This window comes from Terrabacter sp. FW104-15G4B (genome assembly GCF_058790095.1).
This window is the reverse complement of record NZ_JBYTCI010000012.1, coordinates 20082-46239: the sequence shown is the minus strand read 5'-3', so window position 1 is coordinate 46239 and position 26158 is coordinate 20082. Positions and strand designations below refer to the sequence as shown.

20 protein-coding genes, 2 tRNA genes and 1 pseudogene are annotated in these 26158 nt (G+C 67.5%); 10 read left to right on the top strand and 13 right to left on the bottom strand.

Annotated features, from left to right (window positions below):
• Positions 1-32: 32 nt before the first annotated feature.
• A complete protein-coding gene (locus AC3WRT_RS11360) occupies positions 33-3398 on the top strand; it encodes a phage tail protein (protein WP_492721945.1) in 3366 nt (1121 codons plus the stop codon).
• Between the two features lie 308 nt (positions 3399-3706).
• On the opposite strand, the gene AC3WRT_RS11355 is transcribed toward AC3WRT_RS11360, so the two are convergent.
• Positions 3707-3880, bottom strand: a complete 174-nt coding sequence (locus AC3WRT_RS11355) for a hypothetical protein (RefSeq protein ID WP_492721944.1) — start codon at positions 3878-3880, stop codon at positions 3707-3709.
• Positions 3881-5012: 1132 nt separating this feature from the next.
• Between AC3WRT_RS11355 and AC3WRT_RS11350 the strand changes: the two genes are divergently transcribed.
• The 4 genes from AC3WRT_RS11350 to AC3WRT_RS11335 all read left to right on the top strand — a co-directional run bounded on the left by AC3WRT_RS11350 (position 5013) and on the right by AC3WRT_RS11335 (position 7216).
• On the top strand, positions 5013-5225 hold the full coding sequence (locus AC3WRT_RS11350; protein ID WP_492721942.1) for an ANTAR domain-containing protein: 213 nt from the start codon (positions 5013-5015) through the stop codon (positions 5223-5225).
• A 154-nt stretch (positions 5226-5379) separates the two neighbouring features.
• Entirely contained in the window at positions 5380-5979 is a 600-nt protein-coding gene (locus tag AC3WRT_RS11345) for a hypothetical protein (RefSeq protein ID WP_492721940.1), read from the top strand.
• Between the two features lie 523 nt (positions 5980-6502).
• Complete coding sequence (locus AC3WRT_RS11340; protein WP_492721938.1) at positions 6503-6874, top strand: hypothetical protein; 372 nt, start codon at positions 6503-6505, stop codon at positions 6872-6874.
• A 99-nt stretch (positions 6875-6973) separates the two neighbouring features.
• Entirely contained in the window at positions 6974-7216 is a 243-nt protein-coding gene (locus AC3WRT_RS11335) for a helix-turn-helix domain-containing protein (RefSeq protein WP_492721936.1), read from the top strand.
• 85 nt (positions 7217-7301) lie between these two features.
• On the opposite strand, the gene AC3WRT_RS11330 is transcribed toward AC3WRT_RS11335, so the two are convergent.
• The 10 genes and pseudogenes from AC3WRT_RS11330 to AC3WRT_RS11285 form a co-directional block, all read right to left on the bottom strand.
• Positions 7302-10712 carry a DEAD/DEAH box helicase family protein gene (locus tag AC3WRT_RS11330; RefSeq protein WP_492721934.1) on the bottom strand — a complete coding sequence of 1137 codons (3411 nt, stop codon included), beginning with the start codon at positions 10710-10712 and terminating at the stop codon, positions 7302-7304.
• A gap of 151 nt (positions 10713-10863) precedes the next feature.
• The gene (locus AC3WRT_RS11325) at positions 10864-11079 is read right to left on the bottom strand and encodes a restriction endonuclease (RefSeq protein WP_492721932.1); all 216 of its coding nucleotides are present in this window, start codon (positions 11077-11079) and stop codon (positions 10864-10866) included.
• 124 nt (positions 11080-11203) lie between these two features.
• Positions 11204-11752: pseudogene (locus AC3WRT_RS11320) on the bottom strand (winged helix-turn-helix domain-containing protein); the annotation flags it as partial.
• A 121-nt stretch (positions 11753-11873) separates the two neighbouring features.
• The gene (locus AC3WRT_RS11315; RefSeq protein WP_492721929.1) at positions 11874-13046 is read right to left on the bottom strand and encodes a restriction endonuclease subunit S; all 1173 of its coding nucleotides are present in this window, start codon (positions 13044-13046) and stop codon (positions 11874-11876) included.
• On the bottom strand, positions 13043-14569 hold the full coding sequence (locus AC3WRT_RS11310; protein ID WP_492721925.1) for a type I restriction-modification system subunit M: 1527 nt from the start codon (positions 14567-14569) through the stop codon (positions 13043-13045). The genes AC3WRT_RS11315 and AC3WRT_RS11310 overlap by 4 nt, the downstream gene beginning before the upstream one ends.
• A gap of 267 nt (positions 14570-14836) precedes the next feature.
• Positions 14837-15211: a hypothetical protein gene (locus AC3WRT_RS11305; protein WP_492721923.1), complete on the bottom strand. Its 375-nt coding sequence runs from the start codon at positions 15209-15211 to the stop codon at positions 14837-14839.
• A 43-nt stretch (positions 15212-15254) separates the two neighbouring features.
• Positions 15255-15497, bottom strand: a complete 243-nt coding sequence (locus AC3WRT_RS11300; RefSeq protein ID WP_492721921.1) for a hypothetical protein — start codon at positions 15495-15497, stop codon at positions 15255-15257.
• A 63-nt stretch (positions 15498-15560) separates the two neighbouring features.
• A complete protein-coding gene (locus tag AC3WRT_RS11295) occupies positions 15561-15752 on the bottom strand; it encodes a hypothetical protein (RefSeq protein ID WP_492721918.1) in 192 nt (63 codons plus the stop codon).
• Between the two features lie 92 nt (positions 15753-15844).
• Positions 15845-15920, bottom strand: a tRNA-Arg gene (locus tag AC3WRT_RS11290).
• A gap of 55 nt (positions 15921-15975) precedes the next feature.
• A complete protein-coding gene (locus AC3WRT_RS11285; RefSeq protein WP_492721916.1) occupies positions 15976-17163 on the bottom strand; it encodes a PrsW family intramembrane metalloprotease in 1188 nt (395 codons plus the stop codon).
• Positions 17164-17246: 83 nt separating this feature from the next.
• Here AC3WRT_RS11285 and orn point away from each other — a divergent pair, with 83 nt between their 5' ends.
• Both orn and AC3WRT_RS11275 read left to right on the top strand, forming a co-directional pair.
• The gene (orn, locus tag AC3WRT_RS11280) at positions 17247-17882 is read left to right on the top strand and encodes an oligoribonuclease (protein ID WP_492721913.1); all 636 of its coding nucleotides are present in this window, start codon (positions 17247-17249) and stop codon (positions 17880-17882) included.
• A gap of 135 nt (positions 17883-18017) precedes the next feature.
• Positions 18018-18093: transfer RNA gene (locus tag AC3WRT_RS11275), tRNA-His, on the top strand.
• Positions 18094-18247: 154 nt separating this feature from the next.
• On the opposite strand, the gene AC3WRT_RS11270 is transcribed toward AC3WRT_RS11275, so the two are convergent.
• Positions 18248-19234: a hypothetical protein gene (locus AC3WRT_RS11270; RefSeq protein ID WP_492721912.1), complete on the bottom strand. Its 987-nt coding sequence runs from the start codon at positions 19232-19234 to the stop codon at positions 18248-18250.
• 747 nt (positions 19235-19981) lie between these two features.
• Here AC3WRT_RS11270 and ppk2 point away from each other — a divergent pair.
• Positions 19982-20833 carry a polyphosphate kinase 2 gene (gene ppk2, locus AC3WRT_RS11265; protein WP_492721911.1) on the top strand — a complete coding sequence of 284 codons (852 nt, stop codon included), beginning with the start codon at positions 19982-19984 and terminating at the stop codon, positions 20831-20833.
• A gap of 49 nt (positions 20834-20882) precedes the next feature.
• Positions 20883-23663: a cation-translocating P-type ATPase gene (locus tag AC3WRT_RS11260; protein ID WP_492721909.1), complete on the top strand. Its 2781-nt coding sequence runs from the start codon at positions 20883-20885 to the stop codon at positions 23661-23663.
• Between the two features lie 132 nt (positions 23664-23795).
• Here the strand turns inward: AC3WRT_RS11260 and AC3WRT_RS11255 are convergent, their stop codons facing one another.
• The gene (locus AC3WRT_RS11255; RefSeq protein WP_492721907.1) at positions 23796-25541 is read right to left on the bottom strand and encodes a SulP family inorganic anion transporter; all 1746 of its coding nucleotides are present in this window, start codon (positions 25539-25541) and stop codon (positions 23796-23798) included.
• A 367-nt stretch (positions 25542-25908) separates the two neighbouring features.
• On the opposite strand from AC3WRT_RS11255, the gene AC3WRT_RS11250 reads away from it, so the two are divergent.
• Positions 25909-26085 (top strand): hypothetical protein, encoded by a 177-nt coding sequence (locus AC3WRT_RS11250; protein WP_492721906.1) that lies wholly within the window; start codon positions 25909-25911, stop codon positions 26083-26085.
• Positions 26086-26158: the final 73 nt, after the last annotated feature.

The window sequence follows — 26158 nt, the reverse complement described above, 5'->3', positions numbered from 1 at the left end:
ACTAGCTCGCCGTCAACCAGGAGGTGCACGCCATGATCACGGTCGGTTCGGTCGCCGTCGACATCGTGCCCTCCGCTGCCCGGTTCGCCACTGACCTGCGGCGCGACATCCTGCCCGACGCCGACAGGGTCGGGCGTGAGGTCGGGGACGTCATCGCCGAACAGGTCACCAAGGGCATCCGGGAAGGCGTCCAGCGGGGCCTCGACAGTGGGCGCGCGCAGGCCGTCGACAAGGGCGCCGCGACCGGTGGGGCGTTCGCTGACGGGTTCAAGGCGCGGGTGGAGGCGGCTCTCAAGGCGCTCCCGGACGTGAAGATCGACGCCGACAGCACCGAGGCGGACCGGAAGATCGCGGAGCTGCGGGCGCGGCTGCTCGAACTGCACGACACGCGGGTCGGGGTCGACATCGACGCCGGCGCCGCGATGCTCAAGATCGACCGGATCAAGCTGGAGCTCGACGAGCTCGCCGCCCGGTCCCCCAACATCGACGTCAAGGTCAACACCCTCGCCGCGAGCGCGAAACTGGCGCTGCTGCGGCTCGAACTCGACCGGACCAAGCTCAGCGAGGACGAGGTCGCCGGTGGTGGCGCGGGGCTGCTGTCCCTGCCGGCGGCCGCCGGCGCGGCACGGCTCGCGACCGTCGGGATCGGGGTTGCCGGCGCTGGCGCGCTCGGCACCCTGCTCATCCCCGCCGTCGCGGCGGCTACGGCGGCCGTCGTAGGGCTCGCGCAGGCCGGCGCAGCGGTCGGCCTCGGCCTCGGGGTAGGGCTACTCGCCCTCAAGCCTGTCTTCGGCGGCGTGACAGCCCTCAACGCCCAGAAGAACCTCCCCGCGAACGCGTCGAAGGCGGAGAAGGCGACCGCGCAGAAGGCCGTCGACGAGGCGATGGCCGGCATGTCCGCCGCCGGGCAACAGTTCACCCGGTTCATCGTCGGGCTCGGGGACCCGCTCGCGAAGCTGTCGAGGGCTGCCCAGACGGGGTTCCTGCCGGGGCTCGAAAAGGGCATCAAGGCGCTGCTGCCGTACCTGCCGGGGATGACCCGGTTCGTGGGCGAGCTGGCGACGGTGATGGGTCGGCTGTTCACGGAGGCGGGGCGTGCCCTCGCGGCGCCGTTCTGGCACGACTTCTTCGACTTCATCGCGAAGAACGCGCCCGGCTGGCTGTCGACGTTCGCGCTCACCGTCGGGTATCTCGCGGAGGCCGCGGCGGGGCTGTTCAAGGCGATGGCCCCGCTCGGGGAACTGTTCGGGAAAGAGCTGCTCGGGTGGGCCAAGTCCTTCGCGACGTGGTCGACGACGCTGTCCACCAACAAGGGGTTCCAGTCGTTCGTCGCGTTCCTCATCGCCAACGCGCCTGTCTTCACTCAGGCCGTCGGGCACATCGTCCTGGTCGTGTGGGACATCGTGAAGGCGCTCGCGCCGGCAGCTGCCGCCATCGCGCGGTTCGTCGCGTCCCTGTCGCCGCAGGCGCTCGCGGGCGTCATCCTCGGCATCAGCGCGGTGTGGGCGGTGTTCTTCCCCGGACCCAAGATCATCTTCATCGCCCTGAGCGCCCTCATCGCCGTCATCACCGACCTGTGGAACCACAACAAGACGTTCCGGGCCGTCGTCACCGAGGTGTGGACTGCTGTCTCGACCTTCATCGCGAACGCGTGGAAGAACGTCATCCACCCTGCCCTCGACGCCATCGGCGGGTTCATCACCAACACGCTCGTGCCGGCGTTCCAGGCGTTCGGGCACTGGGTGTCTGTGACGTGGTCGACGGTCATCTACCCGGCGATCAAGGCGATGTGGGGCTGGTTCAAGGACCAGATCATGCCGACGATCCTCGACCTGTGGCACAACGTGGTCGTGCCGGCGTTCCACACGATCGGGCAGGTCATTCAGGTCACCTGGCAGAACATCATCGAGCCGGCGCTGCGGGCCCTGTGGTGGTTCATCAAGACGGTCCTCGCCCCGGTCATCAGCTGGCTCGCGGTCAACGTCGTCGGGCCCGAGTTCCGCGCCATCGGCGCCATCATCACGTTCGCGTGGCAGCACCTGATCAAGCCGATCCTCGACGCGTTCGTGTACGCCGTCCGCGGCTTCCCCGGCGTGTTCGATTCCGTCAAGGCGGCCATCAAGTCGGTCTGGGACGGGCTGCTGGACGTGGTCGCCGGCCCCATCAACGACGTCCTGAACTTCGTCCGCAAATACTTCATCGGCCCGCTCAACACGATGCTCGCGGCGGTCGGGATCAGCTGGAGGATTCCGTTCCCGGGCAACATCGTGTCCCCGTCGGAGAACCGGCGGATCGCAGCTGCCGCGGGCGTGCACGGCGCGTCGTACGCGGGCGGTGGCACCGTCGACGGGTACTCCCCGCACGACAAGGCCGACAACATCCCGGCGTGGTTGACGGCCGGCGAGTACGTGCTCCCGGTCGCCGCTGTCCGCGCCATCCGCGCCATCACCGGCGGCGAGGGCTACCTCGACCAGCTCCGTGCCGGGAAGGTGCCGGCGTTCGCGGACGGTGGGCTCGTGGAGAACGTCGGCTCGTTCTTCTCCCGGGTCGGCGGCGCCATCGGGAACGTCGCCTCGAACGTGGGCGGGTTCCTCGGCGACGTCGCGTCGTTCCTCGCCAACCCGGTCGACGGGATCAAGCACCTCATCGGCAACGTCATGCACGGCCTCGGCAACAACCTGTGGGTCCAGACCATCGGCGCGGTCCTCGGGAAGTTCGCCGGCGGCGCAGCTGACTTCCTCGGCGGCCTGCTCGGCGGCGGCGGCGGTGGCCCGGTGGGGACCATCAACGCGGGCGTGACGGTCATGCAGGGCCGCCGGCTCGACACCGACACCGCGCACCGCATCCAGGCGGCGTCCGCGTACTCGCACCTGCCGTTCACGATCATCCAGGGCTCATGGAGCAACAACCCGCTGTCTATGGGGACGCACGCCGGCTCTGGGGCGGCGGACCTGTGGTCGAGGGCGTCATGGTCGGGCGGCGTCGCCGCGCTCCGCCACGAGGGCCTCTACGCGATGTTCCGGAACTGGCCGGGGAACCAGCACATCCACGTGATCAACCCGCACGTCGCCGGCCTGTCGCCGCAAGCTCTCTCGCAGGTGCACCGGGCGGCCGCGAACAACGGCATCTTCGGCGCGGGCGGCCCGGTACTGGTCCGGGACCACGGCGGGCCGATCCCTCCGGGGACGTGGACGGTCCACAACGGCACCGGCGACACCGAGTGGGTCGCCCCTCCGGGGCGCGGGAACGGTGACACGCACTACTGGCAGGTCGACATCGACCCGTCCAGCCTCGCGGGGCTACGGGCGGTGGAGGACTTCGTCGACCACGCCCGGCAGCGCGCCCGGCAGGTCACCGGGGCGCACAAGCCCTCGACGGGTGTCGGCGGCCGCAGCTAACGAGCTGGGCGACCGGTTCCTGATGAAACCGCTTACAAAGCGGCAATAGTGCGATTTCATGGGTGACGTCCGCGGCCCCCACGCGGACCCCGTCGGCTGCCTTGCCCCCACGCCCCCACCCAGGTGCTAGGCAGCGCGTCGCCGGAGGGGCGGCGCGGGCGGCGTCTCTGGACCCCATTCCTTGGAGGCGCCGCCCCGGCCATCACGCCCCACGTGCGATCGCCTGAAGCCAACGCTGTCATGCCGTGAGACAGGTCATATCCGGAACGGCCCCATTCACAGCAGATTCGTAGGATGCACGTGAACGATCAGCGGCGTGTGGCCACGCGCCGGCCCCAGTCGAAGGCGTCGGCCCTGATGCCGTCCAGGTCGGGGACTTCGCCGGACAGCTCATGCGCGGCCCGGGCAATGCCCTCGGCACGGTTTAGGAGCCACCACGCGACCGCGGCCCGCAGGTTCAAGATCATCATGTTCGTCGTCATGCCCGTCACTGTCCACGGTCGGTCGGACACCGGCCGGGTGTCGCGCCGGCTCGACGCGGTAGGGCGGCATCTCGTGGCACACCGCGGTGTGCCACGCCATGCCACCCACGATTCCGTCTCACATCCCAGACATCCAGTGGCCCTAGCCCTTGCTCCGCAGAATGGGAAATGCAAGCGCAAGCGCACCACCAAGGAGGCCCGTGCCTCAAGTGAGGACCACCGCCACAGTCACCCTCTCCGGGCAGCCGCCGAGCTTCCGACACCGTCAGCACCGGCACCGGCACCGGGCCGGGCACCGGGTTAGCGTCGACACCGTCCCATGCCGGCGTTGGAGCAGGCCCCTCGAGCTCGCCGGCGACCAGCGGCGGGTCGTCGTCGCCCCCGACCACCGCTCCGTGTACGTGGTGAACCAGCCGGGAGTGCGCCCACCCTGGGTCGACTGAGGAACCGTCAATACGCGCGGGGGCCCCGCCTGTCGGGGCTGGCGCGCCTCTCCCCCGCGTGGCCGGCGACCGTCGGGATGCGGGCCCTCGGGTGCACGACGACGGCGAGCGTGCGGGAAGCGAACGAAACCCCCACTCGAGGTGCTCGACGACGAGGGGACGTCGACTGACGAGGCTTCACGCTGAGAAGCCGAGACAGGGAGCAAGGCGTCGACTAACATCCGCCAGGCGCAGGAGGCGCACAATTTCCGTCCCCCTGGCGGTGGCCCCTCCTGCGCGTCGTGTGAGCGTCTGGATCGGCCCAGGCAGGGTATTTGCCGTCAGACCGATCCAACGTGCTACACCGTTCGCGCCACGCGGCTACCGTCGAAGTTGGCGGCGCCGTCGCCCACCCCTCCCAAGGTCCCAAAGGCGCCGGCGCCGTCCCTGACACTCTGGCACTGAGCCACCTTCACCACCACCCCTGCGCGCCGGCGCCTTCCGCAACAGTCGCCGGCATCCGGGTCCGTCAACGCGACGGACCTGCGGTGGGCTTCCACCATCGGCCTCCCCGGCGCCGGGCACCGGAGTAGCGTCGGCAGGTGAGGTCATAGCGCGGCGACAGCCGCCGGGAACCCCTCAGACGCCGTGTCTCCCCGAGCGAACGCCTGGTGCTTTCTTCCACCGGCAACCTTGAGGAGACGACCGCGATGAGGAGCGACGAGCCACCGACTGACCCGCTCGAGCGCGTCGAGGTTGCAACCGGGGTCTTGATGCAGCAGCTGGGAGCCGACGCCCCGGCCGCCAGGGCCACGCTGCGGAAGATGGCAGCGCGCGGGAGGGCGCCGGTCGAGGGCGTCGCCGACCTGGTCATCGGGTCGGCAGAGATCGGGTGCCAGCTGGAGTGCGCAGACCCGGACTGATCCGGCTCTTAATGACAGAGGCAGCACGTCATCGTCATGGCGTGCATCGACGTGACTGCGACGAGGATTCGAGCGTTGCCGATAGGAAGCAGGTCCGGCGGGCATCCGCTCGCGTTCACGCTACGGGTCGGTCCTGTGGTCGTACGATCCGTAGATGCAGAACGGCCTCGGCACGCTCTGCGGCCGACGGTCCCTGGTCGCTGTGGCGTCGACGTGCCTGGTGACGACAACCATGCTCGGCGCCTGCACCGGTGGCGACCCCAGTGCCGGGCCGGTGCGCGACGCCCCCAGCCGTCGGTCAGCTGGCAGCTCGGCAGCCTCCTCGGGCTCGCCCTCGGCGCAACCGGGCGTCGCCGACACCTGCACGGCCGCAATCAAGGTCGGTCCGCTCCCGCCCTGGGCACGGGTCGGCTTCGATCCGCCCGGCCAGGAGGTCCGTCAGGTGCACGGCAGCCGCGGACAGATCCTCGGGGTCGTGTTCGCCGACCCTCTGCGAGCGCCGGCGAAGAGCGGCTACGGGAACAAGATCCTATGGCTGGTCGCCCCGGGCTTGCCCACCGCAACGCTTGCCGAGCCACACACGTCCGGGGGCCTGCGGATCGACGCCAGCCTCACTGGCAGCGGCCTGGCCGTGCGACGGATCGTCCCGGGAGGTCCCGGTCCTTCTCTCGTCGACATGCCACGAGCCGGCTGCTGGCGGTTCGACCTGTCGTGGGACGGTCACCGGGACACGGTGGTCCTCCCGTACTCCTAGCCGTGAGGTGCTGCACACGAGCCGGACCGCCAATCACCTGACGCCCCTTCACCCCGCCACCATGATGAAGGGGGCGTCGCCGCGCCCCGCAGCTCACGTCCCGTCCCACAAGGGAGGGCATACGCGGCGCCTGACGAGCCCGGTACTGCAGCACTGCCGGGCGCGCCAGGGCGCTGCCGTCGCAAGACCCCTCACGATGGCAGCGTCCGTTCGCCGATCTCACTCCGCCCCTGTGATTACCGCTCAAGCAACACCCACTCCTGGGCGTCACCGCCGACGAGACACCGGGATGCCCGCGCCCCTCAACGGTTTCAGTTGGGGTAGCAGGTTGGATGATCAGATGGCCGTCCTGAGTTCGGGGGTAACACCCGGGCGATCTGGGGCGATATACAGGCATCAGGGAGCGCGCCGGCTCACCACTGCGACTGGGTCGGCGCCTCCCTGTTTGGCGTCGAACAGCGGAGTTCAACGAGGACCCCACAGCTGGCCGGGGACGGGCCACGAAAGGGCTAGGTGCACCGCGATGGCGACTTCTGAGGAACTTGCTACCTTCCTGGTGAAGACTGCAGCGACGATCGCGAAACTCGACAACACCCTCGGTGCCGACGATGAGTCGTTCCGTCAGTTGGCGATGGGCGTACTCGCGGACGAGGCGCCCGTCCCGGACTACTTCGCGGACCTGCACAAACAGCTGGTCTGCGGCGTCGATCCGGTCGCGGCACTGGCGGACTTGTTCGCCCGACAGGCCGCGTCATACACGGGAGCCGGGGCTCGGGCGTGCTCGATGGTCGTAGACGTAGCTGTCCTTCACTTGGCCCAGACAGGCGACGACGCGGCCGTCCAGGGCTTTCTCGACGATCTGGAGGCACAGGCGCAAGCAGTGGAGGAGGAGTGAGTGAGTGAGAGCCACTGCTGCACCAGGACGCGGTCACCGCCGCAGGCCCCCGCTCGCCTAAGTGAGAGAGGGCTCGCGCGTCTGGATACGGTCTTCCGTATGCCCTACCCCGGCCGGCCGGTCCTCGAGTTGCTCCCTCAGTTCGTGGGCACCGCCTCGACGAGACAGACGCCGGAGCAGCGTGCACGCCTAATCGCGTTCTGCGCGGAGCAGTACGCATGCGGCCGATCCATCCACGAGCTCGCTGAGTTGACTGGCCGCTCGCAGTCGGCGGTGCGGCGGGCGCTGGATCAGGCTGGGGTGCAGCGTCGCGGGCGAGGAGCTCCACGCGCCAATGGGTGAGCAGCTTGAGCACTCCAGCCAGTGCTAGGTTCCGAAAGTCACGACCCTGATCGCCTGAGGGTGGATTGCTGACCTCGAATGAGCCTCAAGCCACTGAGCCCTCGGGGTGGGCATTCGCTCGGATGGTGTCGAGAATCGCGACCAGGCCCTCGACATCCGGCTCGGGAAACAGAGTGAGCGGGCCCTGCGGGGCGTCGTCCGTGTATGGCGGCTCGAAGAGGCGCGCGGCCGGAATGTAGCCGTTAGCGGTGAGGTCCTTCACGATGAGGTCGACGAAACGGATCTGGTCGACGGTGTACTTGCTGTCCTGGAGGTAGGCGCTGAACGCTTCGGAGGCTGCTTCCCGGTCGAGTCCGACGAGTGATCGGATGAAGAGGCCAAGCCCGAGTGACTCTTCGGCGGCCTTGGCGATGTCTGCTTGGGCGGCGCCGGCGTCAACGAGGATCTGCTCCAGGGTCGAGAGGTCCGACGAGGTGAGCGCCCGGTTCCGGCGGAGCCGCTGCAGTGTGACGTTGTCCTCGTGGTCCCGCAGGTACGCGCGAGTCTTGGCCTTGAATCGTTCCCAGTCGGTGCCGACGCTCACACCGGGCAGGTCGATGATGGACTGCTCCCCGAGTTCGTCCTTGAAGTCGGTGTACACCGTCTTCTTCTGCGCCTTGGGCAGGAAGGCGACGAGCCCACGGATCCGCCGGCGGGCGAGCTCAAGCATGGGCAGGGTGACGTCGACCCACCATTCGTCGCTGGACAGGCTCTCGAGCAGTTCCACCTGCGCGGCCACGGCTGGGATCGCCGTCTGGCTCAGCAGCGATCCGGCGATGTCCTGGACGGTTCGGCGCAGCCGGTCTGCCGTGACGAGGTCGTCGTCGAGCTGGGCGAGCTGGATCTTGAGCATGATCAGGTCGAACCGCTTCGCGGCCTCGTCGCCGTCTGCGACGGCAGTCGGCAGGCCGGCCAGGAGCTTGGCCGCGTCGCCGGCTGACTGGGGCGTTAGCCCTGTCCACGCTTCCGGTGTGCTGTACCGCTCCACCCACTGGCGCTGGGGGCGCACGATGAAGTTGTCGACGTTCATGGCGTCGACGACCTCGCGCAGGTAGCTCGCCGTGTCTGCGCGTAGGCCCCCAACGGATTCCGTACCGTCACCACCGACTTCGTCTGCGGTTGCCCGGCCTTCCAGTCCGAGCAGCAGTGCGACCCTGGCTTCGAAGAGCCGCTGCGACAGGGACTTCTGGGTGGACCCTTCCGACCCCGCTTCGGGCTGGCTGAAGAACTCGAGGTTCTGGCAGAAGTCGAAGACGTAGAAGTTGCTCTTGTGCTCGCCGGGGGCGTACAGGTCAGGGCATAGGCGGGTGCCGCGGCCGATCATCTGCCAGAACTTCGACTTCGCCCGGACGAGCTTGAAGAAGACGAGGTTTACGACCTCGGGCACGTCGATGCCGGTGTCGAGCATGTCGACGGAGATGGCGATGTGCGGCTCGGCGTCCGGCGTCATGAACTTCTCGATGAGCCGGTCGTTTCCCTCGACCGAGCTGGTGATGACCTGCGCGTGCGTGCCACCGAGCCACGGGTACGCCTGGTCGAACCGCTGTTGGATGAACTGGGCGTGCCGCTGGTTCTTGGCGAAGATGATCGTCTTGCCGATGCGGTCGCCACCGGCGACTTTGTGCCCGCGCTCCATCAGCGTGGCGAGCACCTTGTCGACGGTGTCGGCGTTGAAGAGGAACCGGTTGAGCTTCTCCGAGTCGACGTAGTCGGGGATCTCTCCGTCCTCACTCCACTCCTGGGAGTCCCACTCGTCCTTCTCCTCCTCGGAGAGCTCGTCGTAGCGGATGCCCTCGCGCATGAACTTCAGCGGCACGGACACCCCGACCGGCGGGACGAGGTACCCCTCAGCGACGGCCTCGTCGAGGGAGTACGCATCGGTCGGCACGCCGTCTTCGAGCCCGAACAGCGAGTACGTGTTGTGGTCGATCTCGCCCTTCGGAGTCGCCGTGAGCCCGACCAACATCGCGTCGAAGTAGTCGAAGATGTGCCGATACTTCTGGTACACCGACCGGTGCGCCTCGTCGATGACGATGAGGTCGAAGTAGCCGGGCCCGAACTTCCGCAGGCCCTCATGCGCTTCGTCGATTAGCCCCATCATCGTCGGGTAGGTCGACACGTACACGCGGGCCTCACCGACCTTGTCGTCGAGCAAGTTGACCGTGGCGACGTGGTCCAAGTGTTCCTTAAACGCGTTCGCGGCCTGCCTGACCAGCGCCGTCCGGTCGGCCAGGAAGAGGACCTTCTTGACCCAGTTGGCCTTCATCAGCTGGTCGACCAGCGCGATGACCGTCCTGGTCTTGCCCGACCCGGTCGCCATGACGAGGAGCGCCTCGCGCTCCTTCTTCTCGAACGCGGCGTCGACCGCGCGGATCGCGCGCAGCTGGTAGTGCCGACCGACGATGTCCGAGTCGATCGCCGCGTCCGCCAGCGGCAGTCGCGTCTGCCGGCGCTGAATCATCAGCTCCAACTCACCCTTGGTGAGGAACCCTGACACCGGTCGCGGCGGGTAGCCGGCGGCGTCGTCCCACATCCAGTGCTCGTAGCCGTTCGAGTAGAAGACGACCGGCCGCTGGCCCGTCTCCTTCTCGAGGCAGTCGGCGTAGGTCCGCGCTTGGTGCTGCCCGACCGACGGGTCCTTCGCCGACCGCTTCGCCTCCACGACCGCCAGGGGCAGCCCGTTGTCGCCCCACAGCACGTAGTCGGCGAACCCCGTCCCGCCCGGCGTGGGCATCCCGGTAAGCGGGTACTCGCGGTCCCGCTTCTGTTCTAGCGTCCAGCCGGCCTCACCCAGGTACAGGTCGATGAGCCGCTGACGGGTCGCGGCCTCGTCGTAGTCGTGGTCGTCGACGGTGTGGACCTTCGCCGCCTGCGCCGTCGCGACCTCAGCCCGCAGTTGTTCGATCTGTGCCTGCAGCGAGGCGTTGGTCTCCCGCTCGGCCTCGATCGCCGCATCCTTCTCCGCGAACGTCGCGAGCAGCTTGTTCAGCTCGGCAGTCGACAGCGGGGCCTGAGCACCGGGCGCCTGAGGGGCCGGGATGAGGGACGGGTCGTATGCCGCGGCCGTGGGCACACTGTCCGGCGCGGTCGAGTAGTTGAACGCCGACCAGATGACGACGTGGAACAGCTCGCGTAGCACGTGCAGGGCTGTGGTGTCGGTGATGACCTTGCTGTCGTGGACCGCGACGTTGCCGACCTTGCGGATGAGGTCCATCTTCGTGCGGACCTGCCCGGCGAGCTGCTTGAAGGCCGGCTCGCCCAGGCGCGCGGCCAGGTCCGTCTTGTACGGCAGCGGCAACTGCTCGATGTCGTAGATGTAGTGGACGAGCTGCTCGACCACACGCCGCGCGTAGAACGCACACGAGCGCGGGTCCGTGCGGCCGTAGCCCTCAGCCCGCGCGCAGTCGGCGTGGACCTCCGGCCACTCGTACCTGATGAAGTCGAAGTTCGTGCTCATTCCCCTGTTTCCCCCGCGATCGTGTGCCCCATCATGGCGAACGAATCAGCATCGCGCATGACACTGACACTGACGCTGATGCTGGTGATCCAATCTCGATCTTGTCCTTCCGCCCGCCACGGTACGGGCGCACCTGCTCGGTCCTAGGGGATTACTCGAAGAAGTCTTCGTCGATCTCGACTATATGTACGGTGCGCCGCACCTGGACTCCGACTCCGTATCGAATCATCAGTGATGCCAGCCGCTCGCCGTCGATGAGCACGACCCGCGTGGGAACTGAATCGGCGTAGGCGCGCGCACCGGTGCTGAAGCGGCCGGAGGTGATGAATACGCCTTGATTGGCTTGGTTGCCGTGCAGGGCTCCCACGAAGGCTTGGATCTCGGGTCGGCCCACTGAGGAGTCGAGCGCGTACCGCTTCGCCTGTACATGAGATCCGGCTCAACCCGAGGGCGTCCTGATCGACGATCCCGTCGATACCGCCATCACCAGAGAGCTGGGTCCGCGTAGCTTTTCCATCTGCGCCGCCGTACCCCATGGCGATCAATAGATCGAGCACAGCCTGCTCAAAAAATGCGGGTTCCTGGGCATGCAGGCGTTCCAGCAGTTCGCTTGCCACGTTCGCGTGAATGCGGGCGATGCCTCGTTCAACCTGTTCGGTGGGGTCGAGTGATGTTTCCTCGCCCCCGACAACCTCAGCCTGTGTCGCTGGATTCGGAAATGCCTTCCAGGTATGGGGAGCGTTGGGGTCACCAGCCAAGGCCCGGAGGTCCCTCTCAGTGATCCCGCCAGGGTGGGCAGCCAATAGCTTCCTGCCAACGTCGGTGATGCGGTAGCGCCCCCGCGATGGGCGTTCCGCGGCGCCAGCGCGAGCAAGGTAGGAAAGAGCCCAGTTGCCGCGGTTCACCCACTGCTCCTGCCCAGAGGGGATCAGGATCTCGCGTTGCTCCTCCGTGACGCCCAGTATGTCGGCAGCTGCCTCCACGATTGGGCGCGTCCGATGAACCTCACCATCCGACAGCACGCGCAGCGACGGCGCCATGTACTGATCCCACGTCGGCACGGTCTTCATAAGCCTTCTCCAAGATCGCAGGGCACATTGGAACGAACACCCACGCATCCGAACCGAGTGTTCCAAGCGAGATCGGTCCCGATATGCACCATCACAACTGGCCCGAAAACGCTTGCGCCTGCAATGCGGCAAAAAGCGCGTTGAAGTGGGCGGCCTGCCGGGACATGTCCAACCTCGAAAGGGAGGTGCTCGCGATCCGGCCAGCAAAGTCTGCCTGCCGATCTAGTGGCGGCAACTCAATCGGCATCTCGAGTAAGCGCGCCTTCGAGATATTCGGCATCGACGCCGCCGAACCGGATGCAAGGCTGGTCACCTGCCTCCGTTTCGCGGGCATCATCAGCAAGGCTTGGAAGTACACGGGGTTGACTCGCGACTTGTCGAGCTTGATGCGAAAGATGAGGTCTGGCAGGAGTAGGCGCGGACGAACATCACGGACTAGAGCACAGGCGCCCACGAGCTCACGCGTATTCTTACGTGTCAGGAGCACGTCCCCAGAGTGGACCTCATTCCTCGACATTCCGTCGCGCGGACCTAGGTAGGCCTTATTCTCATCGGGTCGAAAGTCGCCGTATGTTACGGCCCCGAGCTTGAGCACGCCCCATTCGTCATCGGCCGCAGGGCGCCCCTCGCATACAGGACTCTTGCCGCTGTCGATGCCGAAGACCATCTGTCTCAACTTCGGGCGGGGGGCATCGCTCGCCGCAGGATCGCCGAACATGTCCAGGAAGATGGACTGAGTGAGGTCGTCGAGGAGGGCGAGGGCTTGGCGGCGCTTGGCGCGCAGCGCGTCCGCCCGATCCAGGATGGCTGCAACCCTCCGCTGCGCCTCAATCGGCGGCAGCGGAATGGGAAACTTGGCGAGCTCAGTAGGACTGAGACGCGGAAGGTTGGCGCCTGCAGCACGCGACGCGGCGAATGCAACGATGTTGGGCTGGCGCAAGAAGTGCGTCAGGTAGCCGCGGTCGAGTTCCGGACCGGGCAGCACCGGCAGGATGTCTGTGCTACACACCCCGCCAAAGTCGGGCCTTGCGACCTTGCCAAGGTTTGGTCGGAGCTTGCCGAAGAGGACGTGGCGCTCTGAGAACGCGAACTTCGTGCTGGCGACGGTGACTTCGCCAATGGTGTGGTAGCCGTTGATTTTGCCGCCGCGGTCGATATTCTCCAGACCGAGATACTTCGTACCTTGAAGAATCTGCGCGGGTGCCAGGCCACGGCGTTCGATCGTGGCGACAGACCCTAGGGCGCGCTTGGGCCACTCACTCATCCGAGCATCGCCTTGAGGTCGGCGAGGCCCTGCTGGATCTCGGCTTCGAGTATTTCAAGCTGGGCGATGATCTCTTCTGGTACCCGATGCTCCACCTGGCCGTGGACGACTTCCTTATACCGGTTAAGGGACAGGTCGTAGCTCTGGCCGACGATGTCATCTTTGGACACTAGGAAGGACTGCTCGGTCCGCTCCCGGCCTTTCTCCTCTCCAAGTGCATGCCAGCGCCTAAGCACGTCGGGGAGGTTGTTGCGGAGGTGCTCTTCGACGGTGAGCGAGCCCAGCGGCCCACAACCGAGCTTGTCCTCAGGCAGCAGCGGGGTGCGCTTGTCGTCGAGGCTCCACCCGTCTGCCTGCATGTCGTAGAACCAGACATGGTCGGTGCCGCCGCTGTTGGTTTTGGTGAAGAAGAGGATCGCGGTCGACACGCCGGCGTACGGCTTGAACGCGCCGGCCGGGAGCTTGACGACGGCGTCGAGCTTGTGGTCCTCGACGAGGGTCCGGCGCAGCGCCTTGTGCGCGGTGCTCGACCCGAAGAGCACGCCGTCGGGGACGATGACCGCCGCGCGCCCGCCGGGCTTGAGCAGGCGCAGGAACAGGGCGAGGAAGAGGAGCTCGGTCTTCTTCGTCTTGACGACGCGCTGCAGGTCCTTGGCGGTCGAGTCGTAGTCCAGGCTGCCCGCGAAGGGCGGGTTGGCGAGAATAAGCGTGTATTTCTCGGCGTCGCCACTCGCGCCCTCCGAGAGCGAGTCTCGGTATCGGATGTCGGGGCTTTCGATGCCGTGCATGAGCATGTTCATGCTGCCGATACGCAGCATGGTGCTGTCGAAGTCGTAGCCGTGGAACATGCCCTGGTGGAAGTGCTTGCGCTGCTGGGCGTCGGTCATGACCGAGGGGTGCTGCGTGCGGACGTACTCGGACGCCGCGACGAGGAACCCGGCTGTGCCGCAGGCGGGGTCGCAGATCTCGTCGGTCGGCTTCGGCGCGGTCATGGCGACCATGAGCTCGATGATGTGCCGTGGGGTGCGGAACTGGCCGTTCGTGCCGGATGCGGCGATCTTGCTCAGGAGGTACTCGTAGAGGTCGCCGTTGGTGTCGCGTTTCTCCATCGGCACGTCGTCGAGCATGTCGACGACCTTCGACAACAGTGCCGGCGTCGGGATGGTGAAGCGGGCGTCCTTCATGTGATCGGAGTACGTCGAATGGTCGCCGCCGTTGACCTGCTTACCGAGCTGCTGGAGCCACGGGAACACCTGCTGGCCGACGGTTTGGAACATGACCTGCGCGTCTTCATTCTTGAAGTGCGACCACCGCAGGTGTTTCTGGCCCGGCAGGTAGACCGGGTCCTGGATGCTGCCAGCGAACTTGGCCTGCGCCTCCTTGCGGGTCTGGATGTCATCGAGGCGCCGGATGAACAGCAGGTAGGTGATCTGCTCGATGACCTCGAGTGGGTTGCTGATACCGCCCGACCAGAAGGCATCCCACACGCGGTCGATCTTGCCCTTGAGCTCTCCCGTAATCACATGCGGAGGTTACCCGCCGCCCTCACAAATCGGCAGCGACGCCCCACCCCCTAGTCGAAGGAGGCGGCCTCTGATGCAGTCGTGTCGGGGACCCTCACAGCCCAACTCCGTGAGCGGCCCCGGGCCAGGGCTTTTGGCCAGGTCGAGCAGACGCCAAGCGGCCGCCGTTCGCATGGCGTGGTGGTCGAGCGTGGCGACACCGTCATGCGGGGGGACATAAAGGCAGACCGACGGCAACGGACGCGTCGCTCCCGTCGGCTCCCCCGCCTACGACCGTGCTCTGAACCAGCCCCGCTTCGGCTTCGCGTTCGTCGCCGTAACGCCGGTCGCGTGCATCACCATCTCGCTCATGTCCAACTCCATGCAGTCCGCCGATACGCGGTCCTGCTCGGTCCAGAGAGCGCGGTCCCCAGGAAGAGTCTCGATCCATGCGGATAGGAGTGACTTGCAGACGCCTCGAAGGATCAGGGCTTCCCCCGTGTCGAGTTTGGCGAAGACCATGAAGTCGTCGTTGACTTCGACGTAGACCTTCTCCGCTTCCTCGACCTGACGCAGCACCCGGCGCGTGTGCGCGTCTGCGCGTCGGTCATTCCGAGTGGTCTGGGCGAAGCTGCACAGCACCTCCCAGGTAATGCGTGTCATCGGAACCGCGTGCCGCATCGTGCCCCTGTCCTGTCTTCGTGATCTAGCTCGCGTGGCTCGCCATGTCGGCCAGCGACGGCCACCACTCCGGGGCTATGAATGCTTCGTCGTAGCGCACCTCGTTGGCGTCCCACTCCTGCATGAGCGCGAAGAACGCATCCCGGTCACGTATGACTCGCACCGTCCGGTGCGGCTCGGGCGCGCGTTGGGGCGCTGTGTGCAAGCACTGCACAGCCTCCACGTCGGAACGGTCATTCATGACTGCTACGACGACGGGCGCATCCATGGGCACACCATGACGCAATGGAGCGCCCGCAACACAGTGCGACACGCGGCGCCGGGACAGCGCCTAGGTCGCGTCCGCCCATCCGGTCAGCAGGTCACGCCGCACCGTGCGGATTCGGCCGTCAGTGTCGCGGATGACTGCGTGCTCGACCCGGCGGCCGTTCGTGCGCTTGCCGTCAGCGTGGTCGCGTAGCAGCTCTACCGGCCGCCCGTGGTAGGTGAGGACCTGGCGGGGTTGTTTGGGGATGAGCCACATGAGAGTGGCCCCCTTTCGGTGCTCTTATCGCACACATATTGCATGCGCTGGGGAGGGATTTCACATCTCCGCAGGTCAGAGCCGGTTTTCGGTGGCGCCCCCGGCAGGACTCGAACCTGCGACCAAGAGATTAGAAGGCTCTTGCTCTATCCGCTGAGCTACAGGGGCCGGTCGCCCGGCTCGGGCGACGTCCAATGATAGGCATCGCGACGCACGCCACCGTTCACGTCACGGGCGAGCCGAGGAAGTTGCGGCGGTGCGTCGAGATCGACTCGAGCAGCACCACCTCCCGCTCAGACGCACCGGGCTCGGCTGTGCCGTGGACGATTCGGGACCGCAACAGCGCGAGGTCGCTCGCACTGTCCTGGAAGGCATCCATCGACCGCTTGGCCGCCCGCCCGCCGTTCTGGCGGGCCCAGTCGCGAGCGGCTCGGCGCAGCCGCAGGTTGGTCAACATGACCACTTCGGCGTGCGTGAGCCAGCCCGCGTCGGCATACGGGGACAGGTAGCGCCCGATGAGCCGGCCCTCGCGCCGACGCAACCAGAGGAGGAACCCGACGAAGGCGAGGAAGAGCGGCACCTGGTAGGTCACGTAGACCTGGAAGAACCCGTCCAGACCGGCGAGTGCCGAGAGATTCCACAGGCCGTGGAGCAGCATCGCGCACAGCCATCCGGCGAGGACCGCCAGGACACGCACCAGGGGCCGTCTCGCCGTGACCGCGATCCCGATCCCGATGCCGGTCAGCGAGGTGAAGAGCGGGTGGGCGAACGGCCCCATGAGTCCGCGGACGAGGAACGTCGAGCTGAGTCCTTCGCTGCCGTACTCGTTGTAGGCCTGCCCGAGATAGAGGACGTTCTCGCTGAAGGCGAAGCCGGCCCCGATCAGGCCCGCATAGACGATGCCGTCGACGATGCCGTCGAACTCACGGCGGCGGAGCAGGTAGATGAGCAGGATCCCGAGACCCTTGAGGGTCTCCTCCGTGACGGGCGCGAGATAGACGGCGCCCGTCTCCAGCGGGTCGGTCCACCTCGACTCCACGAGCAGCTCGAGGCCGAAGGTGTTGAGGAAGAAGGCCCCCACCACTGCGACGAGCGCGCCCCACAGGAAGGCGAACACGATGTAGCGGACCGGCTCCGCCTCGTAGCGGTCGAGCCACAGGAAGGTCGGCACGATGATGAAGAGCGGGATGACTGCCATGAGGGCGGACGTGACGAGAGTCTGCGCGGTGAGCCGCTCACCGAGGATGCCCAGAAGGATGAGCAGGCAGAGCAGGAAGACGGATGCCGCGACACCGATCGTCAGGACCGAGCGCAGCAGTGGACGTCTGGTCGGGTTGGGGCCCGGGATCCACTGCTGCGGCTGGCCGCCCGGGTCGCCTGTTGCGTGTGTCGACACGTCCCCTGAGGTCATGAGGGCAGGCTAGTGCAGCGCCTCGCCGCTCAGCCGGGCTCGCGCACACCGTCACGGCGTGGGGCGTTCGGCTCCCAGCCTCTATGGTGGGAGCCGTGACCGACACCAACCACCGTGCCATCGCTGACCGGATCATCTGGATCGACTGCGAGATGACGGGCCTGTCCCTGAAGTCGGACGCCCTGGTGGAGGTGGCTGCCCTCGTCACGGACTTCGAGCTCAACCAGCTCGGCGAGGGCATCGACGTCGTCGTCAAGCCGCCGGACGAGGCCCTCGAGCAGATGGACGACTTCGTCCGCGACATGCATACGTCCTCCGGCCTCATCACCGAGCTCGACTCCGGCGTGACGCTGAAGGAGGCCGAGCACATCGTCCTCGACTACGTCCGAACGTTCGTGCCTGAGCCCCGCAAGGCCCCGCTCGGCGGCAACACGGTCGCGACCGACCGCGGCTTCCTCTCCCGCGACATGCCGGTCCTCGAGTCCTACCTGCACTACCGCATCATCGACGTCAGCTCGATCAAGGAGCTGTCACGCCGCTGGTACCCCCGCGTCTACTTCAACGCCCCGAAGAAGTCGGGCGGCCACCGCGCGCTTGCCGACATCCGCGAGTCGATCGCCGAGCTGCGCTACTACCGTGCGGCGGTCTTCGTCCCGCAGCCCGGACCCGACAGTGCCACCGCCAAGGCCCTCGCGACACCCCACGTCATCGAGCACTGAGCGGTGCGGGGGTGCCTCCCGAGGCATGGCGTATGCCGTCCGGCGGGGTGGTCACGAGCACCCCACGGGAGCCTGTAGCATTGTCGACGCCGTGACACGGCGCCGAGCCCTCGGGCCCGGCTCGTGTTGTGCATGGTGGGTGTAGCTCAGCTGGTAGAGCACCTGGTTGTGGTCCAGGTGGCCGCGGGTTCAAGTCCCGTCACTCACCCCATGTTCCCCCGCTCGTACGGGGGTGTCTGTGGCCCGTGCCCCTCACCCGAGGGGGCACGGGCCACAGGACTTTTCGAGGCCGGCGGTGCGATGGTCACGGCCCGTCGTTCCTCGGTCGTCCAGATTCGTCACCACAGCCGATCGACGTCGGCCGCTCAGCCACTGGTGCCGGGCCCGGGCACGCCTGCGACCCCTGCCTCGACGGAGGCAGTGACCTGGTTGAGGGCATCGCGCAATCCACGCCGGGCGGAGTCCACCACGGCGCGGCGAGCCCTGAAGTCGTCGGGTCCGGCGCTGCGGGGGGCGGCGAGGTCTGCGCCGACCGCCTCCACGAGGCCCCGCAGCAGCCCTCGCACGTCTGTGGCGCGAGAGGCGCGAGGCCCGTCGGGCGCGTCGGCGGCAAGCTCATGGAAGTCCTTGTCGGCCTGCAGCAGTCGCGGCTGCGCGGCAAGCCAGATCGTCTGCGCCTCCGCGGTGCTGGCCCGCGAGAGCACCTGAGTCGTCAGCGAGTCCTCGACCCACGACGCCTCGCCGTCCGCAGCAGCGAGGCGCTCGTCCCAAGCGCGGACGGCGGCCTCCGCCCGACGCCGGCGCACCAGCAGCCACACCAGACCGGCGAGCGCAAGGCCGAGCAGCAGCCACGGCCACCACGTCGTGCCCTCGTCGTGCCCGGGCGTCGAAGGGTTGGCCGCCGGCACGAGGGCGGCTGTCTGGTTCGCAGTCGGGGTGGATGACTGGGTCGCGGTCTTCGTCACGGTGTTCGTCACCGTCGCGGTCCGGGTGGCCGTCTGCGTCGCCGTCTGGGTGTTCGTCACCGTGGCGGTTCGCGTGGCCGTCTCGGTCTGCGTCTTGGTCTGTGTCGCGGTGACGGTGGCCGTGTCGACAGGGCGAGTCGGGTTGGATTCGGACGACGGGCTGCCCGAGGGCACGTTGAGGCTGGGCGCGTCGATGCTGGGCAGCGCCGCGCCGGCGAGCGCGGTGCTGGGAAGGGGGGTGCTGGGAAGGGCCCCGCTGGGAAGGCTTGCGCCAGCACGGGTCGGTAACGACACGGACCCGGTGCCTGAGCATGCCCCCAGTGCGGCCACCGCTGCAAGCACCAGTGGCGCGCCGACGGTGCTCACGATCTTGCGGGAGCCTCTCATGGATGATTGTCCGCACCCCCCTGACAGTCGGGGCGTCACTCTCGCGGGATGACCCCCGGACGGCATGGGGATCAGCAGGGCATCCGGTGGGCGCAAGCCTCCCCGGGTGGCACGGCATACGACGACGCTGGGTATCGTCCGAACGTCGTGGACGACTCACGAGGACAGGCGATCCTGCACGTCGTCGTCTCGGCCGAGAGGCGGCCCACCCGGCCCTTGCATCAGTCGACGCGGGCACGCTTGCAGTGCAACCGAACTGCTGTCGCCCGTGACAGGAGCACCGCATGGTCGCTGCGATCGGACGTCGCCGTCCCGGTGGACGCAGAAGGGCTCGGGGAGGGCGCGCACACGGCCTGGTCGCGCTCCTTGCGTCACGACGACGTACGGCACATCCGTGCGGAAGGCGCTCGAAAGAGTGGCCCAGATGTCATGCCGAACGGCTGAGCCTCCCGGGTGGGGGCAGACCTAGCATGAGGCCCGCCACGAAGGGACAAGCCACGAAACCCGTGGACGTGCGGCCACCATCACGGGTGCTGAGGCACGACGCACCCGAGCAGGTGCGTGTGGCTCGGAACCCGACGCGAGCCTTGCGGTTGCCCACGGACGATGCCGTGGCTGGTCAGGCTTTCCGCCGACGTTCCAGGAAGGTCCGGCGCCGAGCCGACACCGGAGCTAGCCTACGAGGACAGCGAGCGACTCCTTTGGGCCGCGACCGCAGACGCGTCGGCGTCGTGCAGGAGGCCAGCGATGAGCAAGAAGAGCGCAGTCGAGACCGACGAGTTTCCCCTCGGGGCATCGGGTGAGTGGGACGGGCCCCCCGACAGGACGAAGCTGCGTCGGAAGCACTACGAGGCGGAGCTTGCGCCCCTGCAGGCTGAGCTCGTGGCCATGCAGGAGTGGGTGAAAGCATCCGGCGCCAAGGTGTGCGTGGTGTTCGAGGGACGCGACACGGCAGGCAAGGGCGGCACGATCAAGCGACTTGTGGAGCGCGTGAGCCCGCGCGTGTTCAGAGTGGTCGCCCTGCCGGCGCCGACCGAGCGGGAGAGGTCACAGATGTACCTCCAGCGGTACGTCCAACACTTCCCAGCCGCTGGCGAGGTCGTGATCTTCGACCGCAGCTGGTACAACCGAGCCGGGGTCGAGCGGGTGATGGGGTTCTGCACGCCAGCCCAGACCGAACGCTTCCTCGAGCAGATCGCCGGTGTCGAGAAGGCCATGGTCGACTCGGGGATCATCTTGATCAAGTACTGGCTCGAGGTCGGGCCTGACGAGCAGACGCGCCGGATCGAGAACCGAATCCACGACCCGCGAAAGGTGTGGAAGCTCTCGGACATGGACCTGGAGTCCTACAGCCGCTGGTACGACTACTCCCGCGCCAGGGACGCCATGTTCGCCGCCTCGGACACCCCTTGGGCCCCGTGGCATGTCGCGCACACCAACAGCAAGAGACGTGGCCGCCTGAACATCATCAGTCATCTGCTGAGCCAGGTGCCTTACGAGCCGCTGAAGATACGTGACGTCGAGCTGCCGGAGCGCCAGGCGGCCGGTGACTACCGGGCCCCGGCCCTGCCGCCGCGCTTCATCCCCACACCATTCTGAACGCGCCGATCTCTTCACGGCTGACCGCGTCGTCCTAGGGAGGAAGAGCATGTCCGAGAAGGTCATCGCTCCCACCGTTGCCGCTCGGCCCGATCACGCAGTCGCGTGGTGGGCGCTCCCGGTGGACGAGGTGCTCATACGGCTGGACGTCGACCCCGTCAGGGGCCTGACGGTGATGGAGGCGAAGCGGCGGCTCGAGACGTCGGGCCAGAACGCGATCGCCGAGGAGGAGCCGGAGCCGGTCTGGAAGCAGTTCCTCAAGCACTACCGCGACTACATGCAGATCGTGCTCGTGATCGCGGCGATCGTCAGCCTGCTGATCGGTGAGTGGGGCACCGCGGTGGGGCTCGCCCTGTTGACGCTCTTCAACGCCTGGTTGGGCTACCACCAGGAAGGGAAGGCCCACGCGGCAGCCGCGGCTCTCGGCGCGATGCTGAAGGCGGTGGCCAAGGTGCGGCGCGACGGCTCCGTCCTCGAGATCCCCGCCGAAGACATCGTGCCGGGGGACATCGTTCTCGTCGACGCTGGTGACCGCGTGCCAGCAGATGGCCGCGTGATCGTCGCCGCCACGTTGCAGATCGAGGAGGGCGCCCTGACCGGCGAGAGCGTCGCTGTCGAGAAGGACACGCAGGCGCTCGGCGCGGCCGACGTGGCGATCGGCGATCGCACCTGCATGGCGTTCATGAACACCAACGTCACGCGCGGCCACGGGGAGATCCTGGTGACCACGACCGGGATGGGCTCGGAGGTCGGGCACATCGCACACCTGCTGGCCGGGCAGAAGGTGGAGAAGACACCCCTGACCAAGCAGGTCGACCGGCTCACGATCTTCATCATCGGCGCAGCCCTCTTCGCGTTCATCGCGATCCTGGTCATGGGCCTTGCCCAGGGTGAGTCCTTCACGGTCCTCTTCGGCATCGGTGTCGCCCTGGCCGTCGGCTCCATTCCAGACGCTCTGCCGGCAGTCGTGACAACGATCCTGTCGGTGGGCTCGGTCAACATGGCCAAGAAGAACGCGATCATGAAGGTGCTGCCCGCCGTCGAGACCTTGGGCTCTACCTCGGCGATCAACTCCGACAAGACCGGCACCCTGACGATGAACCAGATGACCGTCCGTGAGTTCGCCACGGTTGCTCATCGCTACACGGTCAGTGGTGAGGGCTACAGCTTCGACGGTCAGGTGCAGCGCACGGTCGGTGATGCCGAGACCAACCTGGACCACGTGTTCTTCCCGTGCGCGCTGTGCGACGACTCCGACATCCAGGACGGCGTCGTCGTCGGCGACCCCACCGAGGGCGCCCTCTACGTTCTTGCGCAGAAGGGCGGCATCGACGTCAGGCAGTTCCGTCAGAGCCACCCGCGCATCGCAGCAGTGCCGTTCGACTCCGACTACAAGTTCATGGCCACCTTCCACACGATGCCTGGGGCTGACGGTCGCCCTGTCGTACGGGCGTACGTGAAGGGCGCCCCGGACGTGCTCCTGGACCGTTCCACGCAGGCGCGTATGCCGGGTGGCCTGAGCCAGCCGCTGACCGCCGAGATGCGCGCCAAGGTCCTCGCCGAGAACGACCGCATCGCCGGCCAGGGCCGGCGCGTCCTCGCCTTCGCCCAGCGGGAGTTCGACCCCGCCACCTTCGACCCCTCCGCCGACCTGATGGCCCTCATGCAGGACCTCGAGCTCGCGGCCCTCGTCGGCGAGGTCGACCCGCCCAGGGCCGAGGCGACGAAGGCCATCGCCGAGGCCAAGCAGGCCGGGATCCGGGTCCGCATGATCACGGGAGACCACGCCGTCACCGCCGCCGCGATCGCGAGCGAGCTGGGCATCGAGGGACGCGCCATGACCGGTGCTGAGTTCGCAGCGCTCGACGACGAACAGGCGGCCAAGCAGGTCGACGAGATCGGCGTCATCGCCCGGGTGGCGCCTGAGCACAAGGTCAGGCTCGTCGACGTGCTCAAGCGCAACGGCCACATCGTCGCGATGACAGGGGACGGGGTGAACGACGCACCGGCCATCGGCGCGGCGGACATCGGCATCGCCATGGGCGTCACCGGCACGGACGTCGCCAAGGGTGCCGCCAAGATGATCCTGACGGACGACAACTTCGCCACCATCGTGGCGGCAGTCGAGGAAGGACGATCGGTCTACGACAACCTGCAGAAGTTCCTGCGGATCCAGATCGCCAACCTGTTCATGTTCGTCCTGGCGTTCCTCGGCTCGAGCGCGTTCCAGATCGCCGGCACCGCGCTGCTGATCCCCTCTCAGGTGCTGTGGATCCACATGGCCGTGGTAGCCCCGATCGGCGCCGTCATGGGGCTGGACATCGCCAGCCCGGGGATCATGCGGCGTGGGCCGCGACCCTTCGACCAGGCCATCATCGTCAGGTCGATGATGATTCGGCTGTTCGTCAACGGCCTCTTCATGGCTGCCGCGACGCTGGTCCTGGTCCAGATCGGCAAGACCACCTACGACTCGCTCGAGGTGGGACAGACCATGGCGCTGGTCGGCCTCTCGGTCATGAACGTGTCCCTCGCGCTCAACCTCCGATTCCCCGAGGACAGCGCCTTCGGAAGCGCGACCCTGTCCAACCCGAAACTGCTGTGGGCCTTCGCCTGGGCCTTCGTCGGCGCGATGCTGATCACCCAGATGCGCGTGCTGCAGGACCTGTTCCACACCACCGCGCTCACCGGCTCGCAATGGGCCATCATCCTGGTGCCCGCCGTCGCGCTCCTCCTCCTCGGTGAGCTCTTCAAGGCGATCCTCCGCGTTCGGCGGGCGCACGACGCCGCTTCCGTCTCCACCCGCACGGCGGCTGCGCCTGTGGCCGTGTGACCGAGCGGTCCTCAACTCGATCAGCCTCGTGGGCATCGTCGGGCCGACCAGATGCAGCCCGGGGCTACTGGGCCGCGCGGCGGCTGAGTTGCTAGGAGGGGCGGGAGACCTGACGTTGTGAACCGGACCTGATCATGCCGGCTCCTCCGGGACCCGCCAGCTTGCGCCGCTCTGGCGGCTGTACTCGGCGATGGCATCGTCGACGGTCGGCAGGAAATGCTCCGGGTCGATCGTGCGCGTCAGCTCGTACCGCTCGATCTTGGCCCGCACCGGATCTTTCATCTCCGCGAAGACCAGGGACACACCGCGCGCATTCAGCCACGTGTCGAGCTCCTGCAGCATGTCCGAGGCTGTGGTGTCGACGTCGGTTATCGGCTCGGCGGCCACGATGATCCAGCGCAGCGTCGGGTCGTCTTCAGCGATCCCGCGCACCGTCTCGCCGAAGCTCCGGGCGTTGGCGAAGATGAGCGGCGCGTCGAAACGGTAGATGAACAGGCCGGGCAGCTGTTCGGCCTCCGGGTAGCTCTCGGTGTCGTGCATTCCCGCGATCCCCTCGACGCGGCCGAGCTCTGCCTGGTGCGGCCACCAGGTGCGACGGAAGACGTTGAGAATGGACAGCCCTACTGCGATGAGAATGCCGGGCAGCACCCCGAGGAGGGCCACTCCGAGCAGCGCGATGAGGGACAGCAGGAACTCCACCCGGCGCTGTAGCCAGAGGCGACGCGTCCCGGCAACGTCGGTCAGCGACACAGCCGCCGCGATCACGACGGCCGCCAGGGTGGGTTGCGGCACGTACTGCATGAGGGAGTTGGCGAAGAGCAGGACGACGGCGATGATCCCTGCACCGACGACCCCGGTGACCTGGGACCGGGAGCCAGCCTGTTCCGCGACCGCGGTCCGCGAACCGCTGGTGCTGACCGGGAAGCCTTGGAAGGCGCCGGCCGCGATGTTCGCGGCCCCGATGCCGATCATCTCCTGGTCACCTCGGACGCGTTCGCCCCGGCGGGCCGCGAAGCTCGCGGCCGTGGACATCGTGTCGGCGAGTGCCACGACGGCGATGGCCACGGCTCCCACCAGGAGTGGTGGGACGTCGCCCCAGCCCACGTGCGGAATGGTGAGGGCCGGCAGTCCTTGTGGAAGCACGCCGATGGTGTCGATGCCTTGACCCTCGAGGTCGAACACGTTCACCGCCACGGCCGTCAGGGCCACGAACACGAGGACACTCGGCACCTTCGGGATGAACCTGTTCAGGAGCAGGATGCCGGCAAGCGCGCTGACTCCGATGACCGCGGCGGTGCGGTTCGCCGCACCGCTGAACAGACCCGACAGGAATGCGCCTGCCTCGGCCACGAGACCGTTGGCATCGGTGGAGAAGCCGAAGAGCTTGGGCAGCTGGCCGACCATGATCGTGAGCGCCAGCCCGTTCATGTAGCCGATCTGGGTGGGCTTCGACAACAGGTCGGCGACGAAGCCGAACCGCGCCAGTCCCGCGATGACCATGACGACGCCGACCATGACCGCCAGCATCGACGCGAGCGCAACGGCTCGAGCGGGGTCTCCGCCCGCCAGCAGCAGAGGAGCGATGGTCGCCGCGATCATGGGCCCCAGCGAGGAGTCCGGTCCGAGCACGAGCACCCGAGAGGGCCCGAAGATCGCATACCCGATCAGGCACAGGATCGAGGTGTAGAGACCCGTCACGGGCGGCAGCCCGGCCAGCTCGGCGTAGGCCATCCCCTGCGGCACCAGCAGCGCGGACAGTACCAAGCCGGCGACGATGTCTTTCGGCAACCATGACCGCTCGTAGGACCGCACCAGGCCCAGCCCCGGCACGCGCTCCTGCCACCCTCGCGCTCCGACATCCGGGCGGTCAGCGAGCATGGCGATCGTCAGCCGTCGATCTGGGTGCGCAGGCCAACGCGCGGTCGGCCAACGACCAAGTGCGCTCGTCCACCCGGGAGCACAGTCACAAAACGGAGCCTACAGGCGGGCTGGCAGGCCGTCCGGTGTTCCGGGAGTGCCGGGGATCGCCGTGGGCCGACCGACCAACGGTCAAGAGGCGGCCGACGCCCGTGATCGAGGCCGTGACTCATTGCCTCCGCGTGAGGTGACGGCCGTCCAGGTGCGTTGCTCTCGGCGGCAGGCGGACGCTGTCCCGGCGGCTTCGGGAGGCGGCAGCTCGCGAGCCAGGGGTGCTGCTGGGCGGGGTGCCGGCCTTGGCCGTCGTGGTCGGTCTGACGGTCGCTGGTTGGCCGTGGGTCTCGCGGTCGACGTCGCTCTGTGGCTCACCGTGGTCGAGCGCGCGGCGGTCGCCTACCTTGGCGCCCGCCACGCCGGTGAGAAGGTTCGGGAAGCAATGCTCGAGGCAGGGCTCGCCGCTCTCCTCGGTGTGGTCATGGTGGTCGCCAAGGCCCTCCTCCACTGAAGAGCACGGGCACCGGGACGTCCGTTTCCCGCGCTCTGACCCGGGCGCGCACCGGGTGCACCATCGAGGGACC